The organism is Flavobacterium fryxellicola, assembly GCF_900143245.1.
GTDB lineage: Bacteria > Bacteroidota > Bacteroidia > Flavobacteriales > Flavobacteriaceae > Flavobacterium > Flavobacterium fryxellicola.
The window spans coordinates 169246-185124 of the sequence record NZ_FRDK01000006.1 but is presented as its reverse complement, the minus strand read 5'-3'; the positions used below and the strand labels follow the sequence as shown (position 1 = coordinate 185124).

Genomic DNA, 15879 nt, shown 5'->3' with positions numbered 1-15879 from the left:
GAGCATTTTAAAACGCTTTATAAATCTAAATTCTTAAGTTTACCACTATGATACAAAATTCAATAGTTATTGTCGGTGGCGGTTTGGCAGGACTAATTGCTGCAATCCATCTTAAAAATAATAATTATACTGTTTTGGTAATCGAAAAAAATGAATTTCCCAAACACAAGGTCTGTGGCGAATACATTTCCAACGAAGTTTCACCTTATTTAAAATCGCTTGGTTTAGACATTAATTCGTTGCAACCTAAACACATTGACAAACTTTCCTTTTCATTAGTTTCTGGAAAATCTTTAAACGCAGTTTTGCCTTTGGGCGGATTTGGGATAAGTAGGTATCAATTAGATCAATATTTATATAACCAAGCGAAAGAGCGTGGTTGTGTAATTGTTCAAGAGACGGTAACTGATATTGCATTTTTAGACGGTATATTTACAATCACCACAAATTCGGACACCTATGCTGCAACAATTGTACTTGGAGCTTTTGGAAAAAGATCCAATCTAGACATCAAATTAAAACGTAACTTTATTCAAAAACAATCGCATTGGTTAGGTGTTAAGGCCCACTATGAGCTGCATTTCCCAGACGACTATGTTGGTCTACATCATTTTAAAGGAGGATATTGCGGTGTCTCAAAAATTGAAAATAATTTAGTAAATATATGCTATCTTGCAAATTATGAAACATTCAAACAGTACAAATCTATTGAAGACTATCAAACAAAAGTAGTTTGTAAAAATCCAAATTTGAAAGAAATTTTTAAAAATGCTAGCATACAATTTGAAAAGCCTTTGACAATTAGTCAAGTTTCGTTTGAAGAAAAAAAATGTGTAGAAGCGCATATACTTATGATTGGTGATACCGCAGGATTAATTCATCCTTTGTGCGGAAATGGAATGGCAATGGCTATTCACAGTGCGAAACTAGCGGCGGAAAATACAATACATTTTTTAGAAAATAGAATAAATAGAGCCACCTTAGAAAATAATTATATAAACGATTGGAATAAAAATTTTAAAAAAAGATTGCAAACAGGTCGTCGATTGGGAAAGCTATTACAACATGAAAAAACAGCGCAAGTTGCCCTGAAAATTTTAATACTTTTTCCATTCATTCTGTCAATAATAATAAAAAAAACGCATGGTAAACCAATATAAATGGCTTTAAACACAACGCACAGAACCAATGATTCCGAAATAATGGATGACTTTTTTCTCGAAGGCGAAGAATTAAGAGATGCCTTGGATAAAATAGCTAAAATCAATCAGCTTTTAGGAGGAAATCAGTTAACTTTAAAAGGAGTAAGGGAACTAATTGCTAAAGAATCCAAATCAAAAGAAATTGTAATTCTTGATGTAGGTTGCGGTAATGGTGATATGTTAAGGACTTTGGCCGATTTTGGAATAAAAAATAATTTAAAATTTCGATTGATAGGAGTTGACGCTAATAATTTTACGATCTCACATGCTCTAAAATTATCTGAAAATTATTCCACCATCAGCTACCAATGTCTGGATATTTTCAAACCTTCATTTGCAGAATTAAAATATGATATCGTTCTATGTACTTTAACATTGCATCATTTCAAAGACGATGAAATTGTTCAGTTGTTGGGCGTATTTGAAACCAATGCAAGTATGGGTATAGTTATCAATGATTTACATCGAAGTGCAATTGCATATCGCTTGTTTCAAGGATTATGTTTTGTGTTTCAATTGAACGACATGTCAAGAGAAGATGGATTAACTTCAATATTACGAGGTTTTAAAAAGGAAGAGTTAGTTCGTTTCTCCAAAAAATTAAACTTTAGCAACTATAAAATTCATTGGAAATGGGCTTTTCGCTACCAATGGATAATTTCAAAAATATGAGTGTAAAAATCAAAACCGTAACAAAACAGTTACCAAGATATTCCAGAAATACAGATGAAATACTTCCTTTTTTGGATTCCTGGTTAGTAGGGCAAGAGGATCGATTCATTAGAAAAGTAAAGAAGATTTTTGAAGGTGCAGCTGTTGACAAACGCTACTCTATAATGGATCCAATCGAAGTCTTTACTAAAACGTCGTTTGAAGAGAGAAACGATATCTATATACGCGAAGTCATTGACTTAGGGGAAAAGGTTCTCGAAAAAGCACTGACAAAAGCCAATTGGAATCCAGAAGATTTAGATTATATAATTACGGTCAGTTGCACCGGTATTATGATTCCGTCGCTAGATGCTTATTTGATTAATAAATTAAAATTACGTCAGGATATTGTTCGCCTTCCCGTTACTGAAATGGGCTGTGCAGCTGGAATTTCTGGGATTATATATGCTAAGAATTTCTTGCAAGCCAATCCAGGTAAACGTGCTGCTGTCATTGCAGTAGAAAGTCCTACGGCAACCTTTCAATTAGATGATTTTTCAATGGCAAATATTGTAAGTGCAGCTATTTTTGGTGATGGAGCGGCTTGTGTTTTACTATCTTCTCATGAAGATGATGAAGGCCCGGAAATTGTAGCGGAGGAGATGTATCATTTCTATGATAACATTCACATGATGGGTTTTAAATTGACCAATTCAGGCTTACAAATGGTTTTAGATATTGAAGTACCAGAAACAATTGCTTCTCATTTTCCAGCTATTATTTATCCCTTTTTAGAAAAAAATGATTTAAGAATCGAGGATATTGATCATTTAATATTTCATCCCGGTGGAAAAAAAATTATACAAACAGTAGAAAGTTTGTTTTCAAATATGGGGAAAAACATAGATGATACTAAGGAAGTTTTGCGCTTGTATGGCAACATGTCTAGTGCCACAGTCTTATATGTTTTAGAGCAAATAATGGAAAAAAAGCCAAAAAAAGGAGAGAAAGGATTAATGCTGAGTTTTGGACCTGGATTTTCCGCACAAAGAGTTTTGTTGCAGTTTTAGATTCCAAATTCCAAATGGGGAATAGAAGTACTATGAAAAAAGAAGAAATTATATCCAAATTACCCTATTGCAAACCTTTTTTGTTTGTGGACGAAATAATTCATATTGATTCAAATGGAGTGGTAGGAAGTTTTACTTTTGATGAAAATCTCGATTTTTACAAGGGCCATTTCAGAGAAAGACCAGTTACTCCAGGTGTCATTTTAACAGAAGTAATGGCTCAGATTGGATTGGTTTGTTTAGGAATTTTTTTATTAGATGATTCATTCAATAAAAACACAGCAATTGGCTTAACATCAACAGATATAGAATTTTTGAAACCGGTATTTCCAAAAGAAAAAGTGACTGTTGTTTCGGAAAAAATATACTTTAGATTCGGGAAGTTAAAATGCAAAGTACTACTTAAAAATCAAAATAATGAAGTAGTTTGCTCAGGAACAATTGCAGGTATGCTTGTTTGATGTTTTATTGGTTTTTTTAATTCTTCCGTTGTAATCTCCAATATTTGGGGATGCCTTTGTTTTCGGATTTAAAAATAATGAAAAGCCAAAAATGTGCCGAAAAGTTTGATATAATTTTCATGATTTAAAAAATTAAAATGCAAAAAAGAGTAGTTATAACCGGTCTTGGCGTAGTTGCTCCAAATGGCGTAGGACTAGATGCGTTTGCAAATGCTATTACAAAGGGAATTTCGGGAATCAAACACGATCCAGAATTAGAAAGACTGCAATTTTCCTGTCAAATTTCTGGCAAACCTCTCGTTTCTAATGAATTATCATTAAACTATTTTAGCGAATTAGAACTCCGTAATTTCAATTCAACTGGGATTTTATATGGGGTGATTGCAGGAATAGATGCTTGGAAGGATGCTGGCTTAACCCTAGAAAATAACCAAGAACCGGATTGGGAAAGCGGAACCATTTTTGGTACCGGAACTTCAGGAATCGACAAGTTTAGGGAAAGCATTTATAAAATAGATGATTTTCAAACACGACGGTTGGGAAGTAATGCCGTAGCGCAAACGATGAACAGTGGTGTAAGTGCTTATTTAGGTGGAAAACTAGGATTAGGAAATCAAGTAACAACTAATTCTTCTGCCTGTACCACAGGAACCGAAAGTATATTGATGGCTTATGAGCGGATTAAATTAGGTCAGGCCAAACGTATCTTAGCAGGAAGCACCAGTGACTCTGGGCCTTATATCTGGGGTGGTTTTGATGCAATGCGCGTGTGTACTTTCAAACATAATGACTCACCAGAACAAGGCTCGAGACCCATGAGTGCTAGTGCTTCGGGATTTGTTCCAGGCAGCGGAGCAGGAGCTTTGCTTCTAGAAGATTTAGAAACCGCTTTGGCTCGTGGCGCCCGAATTTACGCCGAAGTCTTGGGAGGAAATATCAATTCTGGAGGACAACGGGGATTGGGAACCATGACGGCACCAAATCCAATGGCGGTACAACGGTGTATTAAAAATGCTATTGCAAATGCTGGAATACATGCAAAAGAGATTGATGCAATCAACGGCCACTTGACCGCAACCTCTAAAGATAGTTTAGAAATTCAGAATTGGAGCGAAGCTTTAGAACGAAAAGGAAAAGACTTTCCTTATATAAATTCCTTAAAATCAATGGTAGGACATTGCCTATCAGGAGCAGGAAGTATTGAAAGTGTTGCATCGGTATTGCAATTAGATCAGGGATTTATTTTTCCGAATATTAATTGCGAAGATCTGCATGCCGAAATCACAGCACTCATCGACGAGTCCAAGATTCCGAGACAAATGATTAAAAAAGAACTAAATATAATTGCTAAAGCCAGTTTTGGTTTTGGAGATGTCAATGGTTGCGTGATTTTTAAGAAATGGAAAGTGGCTCAGCCGTAAAGACAAGATTTATTGCGTCTGTCTATTCAAAGCAAACAAAATAGTAAAGCTAAAAAATTAACAAAAATAACAGATCAAATAAATGATAAGTAAACAAGAAATAATCGAGCAATTAAAAACCATCGTAAAGCCGTATGTACAAAATCAGGAATCATTTGACGCACTTACAGAGGAAACTGATTTTATCAATGATTTAAAAATAAATTCTGCTAACCTAGTAGATGTGATCCTAGATATCGAAGAGAAATACACTATAATAATTGATAATGAATCGATGGAAAAAATGATAAATGTAAAAGCGGCGATGGAAATTGTTGCAATCAAACTTGCTGAAAAGTAAAGCACAAGTATTAAAACGATTCTCTTTTATTGTTCCAAACGGAAAACTAGAAAATGATAGGAAACGATATTGTAGATTTGGCTTTAGCCAAGAAAGAAAGCAACTGGCAAAGGAACCGTTTTTTGGACAAAATTTTCACTGAAAACGAGCAGCTGCTGATTGCTAATGCTACAAATCCAGAAATGATGGTCTGGAACTTATGGACTAGAAAGGAAGCTGCTTATAAAATCTACAATCGGGAAACAGGAATAAGAGGCTATATTCCTTGGCAATTAGACTGTTTTTATGAAAATGAAAATTTAGGAACCGTTTCTTGTAACGGCTTGACATACCATACGCAAACGCAAATTTCAAACGAATCAATTTATACTATTGCTGTTGCTAAAAAACAGGATTTCAATCAAATTAGGAAGATAGATTTAGAAACTAAAATCAGTAAAATAAATGGTATTCCATTTGTTAAAGACATTTCGAGTTTAATTGTAAGCCCTGTTTCAATTACACATCATGGGCGGTTTTGGGAGGGAATAATGCTTGTTGATTAAAATAAACGCTACTTAATTCCCAATCTCGATTTTAACTTTAAAAATAATAAAGCAGTTTTATACGCATCTTCGGCTGCCGAATTTCTATCGCTTTTGGGGATGTTATAGGCAGTGCTAAGCTCATCTAGAGAAAATTGCTTGTCGTTAATATCATTTAGTTTGCGATGCATCACATCAATATCTAATGCTTCATTTTTTAAGCGCCCACAATCTAACCTTTCTAGGGCAGCGTTGATCATTTCAACATCAAAATCGATATGATGTCCAACCAAGATGGAATTCCCTATAAATTCAATAAATGCTTTTATAGCATCTGGCTCTCCTAGTTTTGTCATTTTACTCTCTACTAGAAATTCATTAGAAAGGCCATTATCATGAAAAAATTTGTACTGCAATAAAACCGACTCAAAACTATCGCCTATAATAATACTGCTATCAATTACTGCAAAAGAACCGATAGATAAAATAACATCTTTAGCTGTATTTAAACCAGAGGTTTCTGTTGATAAAACAACATATCGAGATGATTTTTTATCAAATTTTGAAACATAATTTTTCCAAAATTCAGGGTGTTCTTTATTAATATTTTTTAGCCAGTCTAACATGATTATGAAAATTGTGTAAGTTGAAATTTTCCTTTTATAAGTTCTTCTAATTCCCGCATAGGAGCTAATGCATTTTTTAATTTTTCACGATCAATTTTTGATAATTCTTCCAAATTTATAAATTGTCCTGAATTGTCATTTTTTAGTCCCTCTAATATTCTAAATTTTGATAAAGTCAAAAAGGCTTCGGCGCAGTTCAAATAAATTTCGGCATGTTTTGGGTCTGTAATTGATAGTTGTTTGAATCTTTGGAACGTATTATTAATGCCTCTAATATCAAAATATAAAGCAAAAAGTCTCGCGCCATCAATCAATGGCATCAAGGCCCGTGTTTTAATATCAAACTTGTCTTTATTGATTCCCTCTTCTTCCACATTAAATTTTTTGAAAAAGGTTAATGGAGAGTTTTTTCGTAATGCATCGTTTCCAAGAAAGTCAAAAAATAAAGTATTGTTTTTTGCATTCTTAAAAACGACATTTCCAATTGCATCTTCAATTTTTTGTTCTCCAAAAGTGATTTCATAATCAAAGAAAATACTACTTAAATCATTGCTGTTTTCACCTGGAGTATTCATCCAGCTGTCATACTGTTTTGTCCAATCAGTCAGTGATTTACACCACAACATATTACTACCCATGTGTCCGTTTGGACAAAGTTCATAACCAATTTTTTCAAGCGTAGCCGTCGTTCTTTTTCCCAACTTTAGGAAATAGTCTTTTACCTCTCGATATTTGTCCGCAGATACATCTTCAAAAATCAAAATACTATCTTGATCCGTCAATAATAATTGTTCTTTTCTACCTTGACTTCCAATACTCAGCCAAGCAAAACGGGCAGGAGGTGAGCCTAAATCTAAAATTGATAATTCAACTGAACGTTTAATGATTGCCAAATTGATTTCGCTGGCGATATTAAAGACGTGAGAAAGCGGTATATTTTTTGAAATGGATGTCTGAATTAAATCAGTTAAACGTTCCCGAATTTGTTTTAATTCTTTTGATGATTGACAGCGTTTAATTTCTTTAATTAAAACCCCTGGATTATTAGCTTGCGCAAGAATTAAATCGTGTTCACTAATAATTCCTTTAACAATAGATTTATCGGTACCATCTTGGGTTACACACAAATGAGTCACATTATATTTTAGCATCAGCAATTGCGCTTCGGCTAAAGAAACATTTTCCAATACTGTGATAACAGGCGACGACATTATTTTAGAAACGGAGGCGGACGGAGGAAACCGTCCTGTGGCAATTTTAGACCGCATATCGGCGTCTGTAATAATACCTAAAGGAATATTATTGTCACATACTACAATATTATTCTTTAATGCTTCGGTCATTAATTGCGCAACATCTTGAACTATAGCATTACTATTTGTTTTTAAGGGCGAAGTATTGTACGATAAAGTTTGAAAGTATTGCATTTCTGACTGTTGATCTGAATAAAAAACGTTGTCAGAGATCAATTTTCCTATTAAATTTTCTTTATCCTTTGGATTCCGCGTGTTCACTGCAAAACTTTCCAATAAAAAATTTAAAACTTCCGCATTATTGGCTACAAAAGGCCGAAAAGTAGCAATAGGAATAGCATAAACAATGCTTTCTTCTCTGGCTTTTGCCGTCATCATGTAGTTGTTTTTAGCAAAAAATGGACGCAAACCAAAAATATCTCCTTCGCTACATTTGTTCAATAGTGTTTCCTCTGCATCCGCTATCACAGATAAATTGATCACACCAGAGGCGACAACATAAAAGCTATCGTGCAAAAGATCATTTACTTGGAATAATATTTTGTGTTTTTCCAAATTTACCACTCGGATACTGGTCGCAATTATTGATAACTCTCCAAAAGTCAAATGATTAAATGGTGGGTATTCCTTTAAAAAGTCAGCAATGTGTTCCGCAATTGTATTCATAGTTTGCAAATAAAGAATGTATATTTGTGTAAAAATAACAAAATTTAAAATTATAACGCAGCCATTTTTCAGGCAAAACAATTAATTTATAAATTACTTAAGATTTTCATAAAATAAACAAGAATCAGAATGAATTAAATTGCCTTTTTTTACTTTTATAACTCAAACTAAAACATTTTAAATCATGAAAGGAATTAGAAAAATACATTTTGCGCTTATCGCCTTATTCATTGTGAATAGTATTGCTGCCCAAGGAAAACCTACAAGCAGTAAAGAAGTAGCCACAGGAAAAATAAATGGGGCTACCATTACCATCAATTACGGCAGTCCGTCGGTAAATGCGAGAGAAATTTGGGGAGCTTTAGTACCCTTTAATAAAGTTTGGCGTGCCGGAGCAAACGATGCAACTACTTTTGAAACAGATAAAGAGGTAACAATTGAAGGAGCAAAATTGCCAGCAGGAAAATATTCCTTTTTTATTGTACCAGGTGAAAAAGAATGTGTAATCATCTTCAACAAAGAAGCAAAACAATGGGGCGCTTACGATTACAAAGAAAAAGAAGATCAACTGCGTGTGACAGTAAAACAAAAAATGGCTAAGTCAGTCGCTGAAAAATTAGTATATACCGTTAATGCTAATAATGTTACACTAACTTGGGAGCATTGGAATATTCCAATCAGCATCAAATAATAGTGGAGGTAAGCACCAAAAGCATCACCAGCAGGTGGTGTTTTTTTTTAGAATGCAATTCTAGATCGTGCCTCACTTTTAATCTTTTCTATTTTACATAATATAAATTATAGTTCATTTATAATCATTTAGAAAGTAGCAAAATTTCTTGTATTTAGTAATTCCTTCTTGGATAGAAATGTTAATTTTTATATCGGGTACCGCATTATTGTTCAAAATTAAAGCAATTTTAGTACTTCAAATTTATTTAATCATACTTTTCTAGAAGGAGAATTTACATCTTTAATTGATTTACCTTTGCAAAAATATTAAAAAACGATTTTGACTACAAATACTACAATTACAAAGAAAAAGTACATCAAATTAATTCTAATATTGGGTTCCTTAACCGCCTTAGGACCTTTTTCTATAGATATGTATTTACCTGGTTTTGCCGGGATTGCCAAGGACTTGAATACTTCAGTTGCCAATGTTTCAATGACTTTATCCAGTTATTTTATTGGAATTTCAGCAGGACAATTACTTTATGGACCGTTGTTAGACCGTTTTGGCCGAAAAAAACCACTCTTTATTGGTTTGTTAGTGTACATAGTAGCATCCCTAGGTTGTGTCTTCGTAACTGATATAGATACTTTTATTGGCTTGCGTTTCATTCAAGCCGTTGGTAGTTGTGCGGCAACTGTAGCTTCTGTATCTATGGTTCGTGATTTATTTCCTGTGAAAGATATTCCAAAAGTATTTTCCATGTTGATGCTAGTTGTTGGGCTTTCGCCAATGCTAGCGCCTACAATTGGCGGTTACGTAACCGAAGATTATGGCTGGCATACCGTATTTTTTATCTTGATGTGCATGGGAATCGTAATTCTTATTGCAGCCCAGATTATTTTACCAAACACCTATTTGCCGGACACTTCTATTTCACTTAAACCAAAACCAATTATTACTAATTTTATTAAGATTCTGAAAGAACCACAATTTTATACTTATTCGTTTGCAGGAGCAATTGCGTTCTCTGGTTTATTTACCTACGTGGCCGCCTCTCCTATTTTATTTATGGATATATTTAAGGTCGACGCCAAAACTTACGGCTGGATATTTGCGTTTATGTCATTGAGTTTCATAAGTGCAAGTCAACTGAATTCGTTGCTATTAAGAAAGTTTAATAGTGAACAAATGATTTTAGGAGCCTTACTTTCACAAACCGTAATTAGCGTTGTATTTCTAATTTTAGCAGTGAATGGTCTTTTAGGATTGTATGAAACAATCGCTATGTTATTTTTATTTCTAGCGTGTTTAGGGATTTCAAACCCAAATACAGCAGGGCTTACCCTTGCTCCTTTTGCCAGAAATGCAGGAAGTGCCTCAGCGCTTATGGGTGCTATACAATTGGGATTAGGTGCTTTTGCATCCTTTGCAGTGGGGATTTTTGTAACCAATTCCATGTTGCCTATGGTGTTGATTATGACGGTTTCAACCGTTCTGGCGTTACTCATTTTAATTCTTGGAAAACGAAACATTAGAAAAATTATAACAACTTCAGCAGATGAAGAAATGGTACCGGCGCAGTAGTGGTTTGTCTTAAGGAGTATATTAGTGTTAATCAATTTTTTATACTTAGAAAAGTACAATAATAGCAATTTCGCTCTTTTCGGATTTACTCCACAACATGCTACTATTTTTTAATTGAAGGAGTTTTAAAACTTTAGTTGAAAACGTTTACAAATTGTGAAGCAGTCATATCTGTTAAAAAGAAGCACTTCAATCGTGACATTGCCAAAGGATTTCTCGCAGTAGTGCTTTTTTGTCTTCAAAGGGTTTCTTCAGTAATCCATTTTCCAACTGTAGTTGCTTCATAGTTTTTCATTTTATCAAGCAGTTCGGCTATGGTGTCGCTCACCAAAAGCATTTCTTGATTAACTGTTTTCAAAAAACCTTTGTCCACCATGGTCTGAATTAAAACGATTAGGGCATCATAAAATCCGTTTGTATTTAAAATGCCAATTGGTTTTTTATGAAGTCCAAGTTGTGCCCAAGTGAGCATTTCAAATAATTCTTCAAGAGTTCCAAAACCGCCTGGCATGGCAATTACTCCGTCACACAACTCATCCATTTTCGTTTTTCTGTCGTGCATCGTGTCTACTACAATTAACTCTGTCAAGTTAGTATGCGCAAGTTCTTTTGATTGTAAAAAGAACGGAATAACTCCAATTACTTTTCCACCTTGGCTCAACACACCGTCTGCGACTGCTCCCATAAGTCCAACATTGGCGCCACCATACACTAATTCAATGTTTTGGTTGGCTAATGTTTGACCCAATAAAGTCGCTTGTGATTTGAAAATTTCGTCCGTTCCCATACTTGAACCGCAAAAAACTGTAATTCTTTTCATTGTAATTGTTATTATAAATTAGGAAAAGGAAACTTTTAATTAATATTTTTATGGTCGTTTGTCATTTCCACGCAGGAGTCCCGAGAGTAAAACTCGAATAGGCTTAGCCAATTTTATTAGTTGCTCATGTTATGTGATTTCTCCTTCGTCGAAATGACAAAATAAACGCAAATTTGATATACGGTTTTATACCTGTATAATATTTGTACTATGGCTAGCAGGATCATCATGGTGGTTACGGAATGTAATTCTGCGGTAACTTCGCGTTGTGATATTCGAGCGATCTGGATGCTAATCCGCGCGCTCGGAAAATCCAGTTCATTATTCCCCTTTCATACGCCACGAACCTTTTGATCTTATACCTTGTTATTTTTCTATTAAAGATAAGGTCGTCTTAACTAATGTTAAAAACACCTTATTACCTGTATTTTAAACATCAAAGATTGTTGCTAAAGTCATTAAGATTATAGTTGTTAATAAAATTACTATTGAAAGAAAAGAGCTTGATTTTTAAAAAAATTTTCCAAATACCATCTTTGGATATTAACAGCAAGCATTACAATTGCTAAAATAATTAAAGGAATAGTTATTAATTCGAATATTCCACTAAAAAAGTTATTTATAACAATATGCTTAAATGATATGTATATTAAACATACAAAATAAATAAAACAAGTGCTACTTAACATTAGATTTATGTTTCTTTTCATATTTATGTCTTAATATATAATCAGCTCTAATGTGGGAGCATCGGATATGCAATTCCGCGCTAACTTCGCGTTGTGATATCTGAGCGATCTGGTTCTGCATTTTTTCCCGTTGTACTTTTTTCTAGACAAAATTTGGTTTGACTGTTTTCCGCACTGCAAATAGCTTCCTTAAATTACTTATTAAGCAATTGTAAGCATTTGATTTGCGACAAAGTGTTTTTCAAGTTGAGTTCGGCTAAAGTTATCTTTTGGGACAAGAAAATTTACTATATCTTTTTAATTATTTCCGTTTTTAATTTAGATTTTAATATAATCCAAATCGGAATACTGAAAATCGCAAGTAATCCAAAATTGAAATTTGTTTCTGTTTTAATTCGATGAGCAGTTAAAGCTCCAATTAAAATTCCAGTACAAAAAAGACCAAAGGTAATTGTTTGAATTGCTTTTTTTGAGAAAGTTAAATTTCCAATTGTAATTTGTTTCATATTTTTTAAGTTCTAGGTAAAAAATTATTGTGTTCTAGGTTTTTTTAGATATGCTCTACAACTTGTATATAGTAGCCATAAAATGGCTCCTATTCACCCAAATTTGGTAGGCTTTGTGCCATAAAAGAGCTGTTATTTGTTTAGCTAAAATATAAATAATTATTTACAAATCATCCAGTAAAAACCTTTTCTCTATAATTTTTATCTAAAACAAAACCATAAAAAAACCATTGCCCAGCTTTCTCAAGCTTTGCAATGGTTTTTCATTATAAAACAAAATAGTTGTTATTTCATTTTTTGTCTTTTTACCGGTTTCTCTGTCGGTTCGTTTTTGTTTTGCAACAAATAATTAGCCAACAATTTTTCGATTAATTCATCTTTAGTCAAATGATGAAAAACGGTTTTTATTTTAGTTTTCAATTCGGCATCTACCTCATGGTTGGGTTTGGTTTTGAAAATTTGTTTGGCCCAAAGTAAAGTATTGTTTTCTTCAATACTGAGTGCGCTCGGTTTTTTAAATTGGGTGAATTTTATTCCCAATTCTTTTTCGAAATCAGCGATTTCAGCCACTTCTTCGGGTTGTAAAACAGTCAAAGAAAGTCCCTTCGCTCCTGCTCTAGCCGTTCTTCCACTGCGGTGCACGTAGGCTTCATACACATCAGGTAAATGGTAATTCACCACATACGAGATTTCCTTAACGTCTATTCCTCTTGCGGCTAAATCAGTAGCTACTAAAATATTGATATGTCCTTCACGGAATTGCTCCATGATTCGGTCACGGATTCCTTGCGATAAACTGCCGTGCAAAGCGCCTGATGAAAAGCGGTTGATGGCTAAGTTTTTGGCTAATTTATTAACCGCCGCTTTGGTTTTACAAAAGATGATTCCGCGTTCTCCTTCTTTCGAATTCAAAAAATGCATTAAAACATCCAGTTTTTCAATAGGATCTACCACAATATATTCGTGGTCAATGCCTTGATTTCCTACCGTTTCCATGTTGGCACTTACTTGTACCACATTTTTATTTAGATAGTTTTGGATCAACTGTTTTATGGTGCCGGGCATGGTGGCCGAGAATAAGAAGGTTCTGTGACTTTCGTTTAACTCTGCTACAATCTCGTCTAAGCTTTCCTTTAATATCGTTACCATTTCATCGGCTTCGTCGAGCACGAGGAATTTGGTTTCTTTTAAATTGATGGCTTTGCGCTGAATCAAATCTATTAAGCGTCCCGGTGTTGCCACAACAATATGCGTTGGCATTGCCAACCGTTCTATTTGCGGTTTAATTGGAATTCCACCACAAGTAGCTGCAATAGAAACTTGGGGTAAGAATGCAGCAAATGATTCTAAATTCTTAAATATTTGTTGGCCTAATTCTCGCGTTGGCACTAATATTACTGCTTGAACGACTGGAGAATTGGTATCTATTAATTGTACGATTGGCAATCCAAAAGCAGCCGTTTTTCCTGTTCCTGTTTTAGCAAGTCCAACTAAATCAGTTTGGTTTGCTAACAGTAACGGAATCGTTTTTTGCTGAATTTCTGTTGGTACTACAATTTTCAATTCGGTAATCGCTTTTAATATGGGTGCTGAAATTCCTAAATCAGAGAATTGTTTTGACATTTTTTTTGGATTTTATATTTTGTAAAAAAATAGTTGTTTGGTAACCGTAATTTCTAGCCCCGATAGCAGTGGAAATCCTTGCGCTTTTTTTTTAAAAAGTGGAAGATTGCAACGAATAGCGGGATCAGCTTCTAAAAAAAAAATATTAATCTTCGTCCGGTTCATTCATGATTTTTTCACGGTATTTTTTACCGGTTAACAGTACCAATTTTAATTTGTAATCGTCAACAAGCCATTCGCGGTAGTTTTTACTACACTGACTCAGACATTTTGAATAGCGTTTGATGCGGCAATCAATATCATCATCTAGTAATTTTCCCAATATTTTTGCCTCTTGCAAAGTCTCTGAATTATCAACACACATGGCAGCATGTTGTTCTAAGGATTTTTCAAGCACTTCTTTGGAACGCAAATTTTGTTTAATAATGAGTTTGTGCTCTTCATCAACATCAAAAGCTACAATGGCCGTTTTACTAAATTTTTCACGTAATTCCGGTGGCATGCTGTATTTAAAATACAATTCAATTTCCGTATCGTCACGTAAATTTTCCAAGTAAAACTCGGGTGATTTAAAAATGTGCTGCCAGTTTACAGGCTCACTCCAAAGTCCAAATCTTGCGGCATTATTTCCTAAATCGATCACGTTAAAAATATCTTTATTAGGCAATTTTCTGGAACCGCGACCAATCATTTGATAGTATAATGTCAAAGATTTTGTAGCTCTATTCAATATTATGGTTTCAACTGTAGGCTCATCAAAACCGGTGGTAAGAATCCCCACCGATGTTAAAATAGCATCCGGAGTATGTTTGAACCAATGTAAAATATCTTTTCTTTCCTCGTTATTGCTGGTGTTATCTAAGTGGCGAATCGCATAACCGGCTTCTCTAAACGTTTCATATACATATAATGATGTATTGATCCCATTATTGAAAATTAGGGTTTTTTTACCTAAGGATTTCTCAGTGTAGGCATGCAACAATTTTTCCTGCATGGCCATATTCGTGTAAAGGTCATCCGATGATTTCACGGTATAATCCCCATTGATCCCAACTTTCAAGGAGGTCAAACCTACATCATAACTATACGTGACTGCTTTTGCCAAAAATCCATTTGAAATCAAAGAGCTAATGGTATCTCCTACGATTAATTCATCATAGCTTTCATGCATTGGCAACTTAATATTAGAACTTAAAGGAGTTGCTGTAACCCCTAAAATAAAGGCGTTTTTGAAAGAGCTCAATAATTTTCTAAAGGAATTGTAATGCGCCTCATCGATGATTACCAATCCTACATTATCTAAATGCAGTTTTTCATCATTGATTCGGTTTTTCAGCGTTTCAACCATGGCTACAAAACAGGAATAATCGTTTTGGTCAGGAAGTTCTTTTACTTTACTGTTGATGATTTTGTTTTTTACATCAAAACCCTTCAACATTTTTGAAGTTTGCTTGCACAACTCGATTCGGTGTGTTAAAACAACTACTTTTTTATCATGTTGTGATAAATAACGGCGCACGATTTCTGAGAAAACTACTGTTTTTCCGCCACCGGTAGGCAACTGGTATAATAAGTGGTGCTGAGGAGGTGCATTATCGATACGTTCAAATATGGCATCAATATCGCCTTTTTGATAGGCGTAAAGTTCTTTTTTGTCTTCGATTTCTATTTCTGAAGTGTTTTGGGACATTGCTTATTGTTGGATTTTTGCAAAACTACACCTAAAAAACAGTTTAACTGTCACTTTTAATTAAAAAAATATGGGAT

General features: G+C 34.2%; 15 protein-coding genes. 9 read left to right on the top strand and 6 right to left on the bottom strand.

What is annotated here, in order from left to right; genetic code table 11:
* Window positions 1–47: 47 nt before the first annotated feature.
* The 7 genes from BUA03_RS10780 to BUA03_RS10750 all read left to right on the top strand — a co-directional run bounded on the left by BUA03_RS10780 (window position 48) and on the right by BUA03_RS10750 (window position 5690).
* The gene (locus tag BUA03_RS10780; protein ID WP_066077583.1) at window positions 48–1160 is read left to right on the top strand and encodes an NAD(P)/FAD-dependent oxidoreductase; all 1113 of its coding nucleotides are present in this window, start codon (window positions 48–50) and stop codon (window positions 1158–1160) included.
* Window positions 1161–1874 (top strand): methyltransferase domain-containing protein, encoded by a 714-nt coding sequence (locus BUA03_RS10775; RefSeq protein WP_066077581.1) that lies wholly within the window; start codon window positions 1161–1163, stop codon window positions 1872–1874. It begins immediately after the preceding gene.
* A complete protein-coding gene (locus BUA03_RS10770) occupies window positions 1871–2923 on the top strand; it encodes a type III polyketide synthase (RefSeq protein ID WP_066077670.1) in 1053 nt (350 codons plus the stop codon). Before BUA03_RS10775 ends, BUA03_RS10770 begins: the two co-directional genes overlap by 4 nt.
* 32 nt (window positions 2924–2955) lie before the next feature.
* Window positions 2956–3384 carry a 3-hydroxyacyl-ACP dehydratase FabZ family protein gene (locus tag BUA03_RS10765; protein ID WP_066077672.1) on the top strand — a complete coding sequence of 143 codons (429 nt, stop codon included), beginning with the start codon at window positions 2956–2958 and terminating at the stop codon, window positions 3382–3384.
* Between the two features lie 137 nt (window positions 3385–3521).
* Window positions 3522–4805 (top strand): beta-ketoacyl-[acyl-carrier-protein] synthase family protein, encoded by a 1284-nt coding sequence (locus tag BUA03_RS10760; protein WP_066077579.1) that lies wholly within the window; start codon window positions 3522–3524, stop codon window positions 4803–4805.
* 85 nt (window positions 4806–4890) lie between these two features.
* Window positions 4891–5145, top strand: a complete 255-nt coding sequence (locus BUA03_RS10755; RefSeq protein ID WP_211266380.1) for an acyl carrier protein — start codon at window positions 4891–4893, stop codon at window positions 5143–5145.
* 53 nt (window positions 5146–5198) lie between these two features.
* Complete coding sequence (locus BUA03_RS10750; RefSeq protein ID WP_066077575.1) at window positions 5199–5690, top strand: 4'-phosphopantetheinyl transferase family protein; 492 nt, start codon at window positions 5199–5201, stop codon at window positions 5688–5690.
* An 8-nt stretch (window positions 5691–5698) separates the two neighbouring features.
* Here BUA03_RS10750 and BUA03_RS10745 read toward each other — a convergent pair whose 3' ends face one another.
* Window positions 5699–6295 carry a 3'-5' exonuclease gene (locus tag BUA03_RS10745; protein ID WP_066077573.1) on the bottom strand — a complete coding sequence of 199 codons (597 nt, stop codon included), beginning with the start codon at window positions 6293–6295 and terminating at the stop codon, window positions 5699–5701.
* 2 nt (window positions 6296–6297) lie between these two features.
* Window positions 6298–8214: a DUF294 nucleotidyltransferase-like domain-containing protein gene (locus tag BUA03_RS10740; protein WP_066077571.1), complete on the bottom strand. Its 1917-nt coding sequence runs from the start codon at window positions 8212–8214 to the stop codon at window positions 6298–6300.
* A 184-nt stretch (window positions 8215–8398) separates the two neighbouring features.
* On the opposite strand from BUA03_RS10740, the gene BUA03_RS10735 reads away from it, so the two are divergent.
* Both BUA03_RS10735 and BUA03_RS10730 read left to right on the top strand, forming a co-directional pair.
* Window positions 8399–8905 (top strand): DUF2911 domain-containing protein, encoded by a 507-nt coding sequence (locus BUA03_RS10735; RefSeq protein WP_066077569.1) that lies wholly within the window; start codon window positions 8399–8401, stop codon window positions 8903–8905.
* 339 nt (window positions 8906–9244) lie between these two features.
* Window positions 9245–10474, top strand: coding sequence for a multidrug effflux MFS transporter (locus tag BUA03_RS10730; protein ID WP_066077668.1), 1230 nt, complete (start codon window positions 9245–9247; stop codon window positions 10472–10474).
* Between the two features lie 238 nt (window positions 10475–10712).
* Here BUA03_RS10730 and BUA03_RS10725 read toward each other — a convergent pair whose 3' ends face one another.
* The 4 genes from BUA03_RS10725 to BUA03_RS10710 form a co-directional block, all read right to left on the bottom strand.
* A complete protein-coding gene (locus tag BUA03_RS10725; protein WP_066077567.1) occupies window positions 10713–11294 on the bottom strand; it encodes an LOG family protein in 582 nt (193 codons plus the stop codon).
* A 976-nt stretch (window positions 11295–12270) separates the two neighbouring features.
* The gene (locus BUA03_RS10720) at window positions 12271–12489 is read right to left on the bottom strand and encodes a hypothetical protein (RefSeq protein WP_066077566.1); all 219 of its coding nucleotides are present in this window, start codon (window positions 12487–12489) and stop codon (window positions 12271–12273) included.
* 285 nt (window positions 12490–12774) lie between these two features.
* Entirely contained in the window at window positions 12775–14112 is a 1338-nt protein-coding gene (locus BUA03_RS10715) for a DEAD/DEAH box helicase (RefSeq protein WP_066077564.1), read from the bottom strand.
* A 145-nt stretch (window positions 14113–14257) separates the two neighbouring features.
* Window positions 14258–15802: a DEAD/DEAH box helicase gene (locus BUA03_RS10710; RefSeq protein WP_066077562.1), complete on the bottom strand. Its 1545-nt coding sequence runs from the start codon at window positions 15800–15802 to the stop codon at window positions 14258–14260.
* Window positions 15803–15879: the final 77 nt, after the last annotated feature.

Bases quoted from the DNA above. Each gene is read 5' to 3' on its own strand.
- BUA03_RS10720 (WP_066077566.1), bottom strand. From the start codon at position 12,489: ATGAAACAAATTACAATTGGAAATTTAACTTTCTCAAAAAAAGCAATT.
- BUA03_RS10765 (WP_066077672.1), top strand. From the start codon at position 2,956: ATGAAAAAAGAAGAAATTATATCCAAATTACCCTATTGCAAACCTTTT.
- BUA03_RS10725 (WP_066077567.1), bottom strand. From the start codon at position 11,294: ATGAAAAGAATTACAGTTTTTTGCGGTTCAAGTATGGGAACGGACGAA.
- BUA03_RS10715 (WP_066077564.1), bottom strand. From the start codon at position 14,112: ATGTCAAAACAATTCTCTGATTTAGGAATTTCAGCACCCATATTAAAA.
- BUA03_RS10750 (WP_066077575.1), top strand. From the start codon at position 5,199: ATGATAGGAAACGATATTGTAGATTTGGCTTTAGCCAAGAAAGAAAGC.
- BUA03_RS10760 (WP_066077579.1), top strand. From the start codon at position 3,522: ATGCAAAAAAGAGTAGTTATAACCGGTCTTGGCGTAGTTGCTCCAAAT.
- BUA03_RS10745 (WP_066077573.1), bottom strand. From the start codon at position 6,295: ATGTTAGACTGGCTAAAAAATATTAATAAAGAACACCCTGAATTTTGG.
- BUA03_RS10775 (WP_066077581.1), top strand. From the start codon at position 1,161: ATGGCTTTAAACACAACGCACAGAACCAATGATTCCGAAATAATGGAT.
- BUA03_RS10770 (WP_066077670.1), top strand. From the start codon at position 1,871: ATGAGTGTAAAAATCAAAACCGTAACAAAACAGTTACCAAGATATTCC.
- BUA03_RS10710 (WP_066077562.1), bottom strand. From the start codon at position 15,802: ATGTCCCAAAACACTTCAGAAATAGAAATCGAAGACAAAAAAGAACTT.
- BUA03_RS10735 (WP_066077569.1), top strand. From the start codon at position 8,399: ATGAAAGGAATTAGAAAAATACATTTTGCGCTTATCGCCTTATTCATT.
- BUA03_RS10780 (WP_066077583.1), top strand. From the start codon at position 48: ATGATACAAAATTCAATAGTTATTGTCGGTGGCGGTTTGGCAGGACTA.
- BUA03_RS10740 (WP_066077571.1), bottom strand. From the start codon at position 8,214: ATGAATACAATTGCGGAACACATTGCTGACTTTTTAAAGGAATACCCA.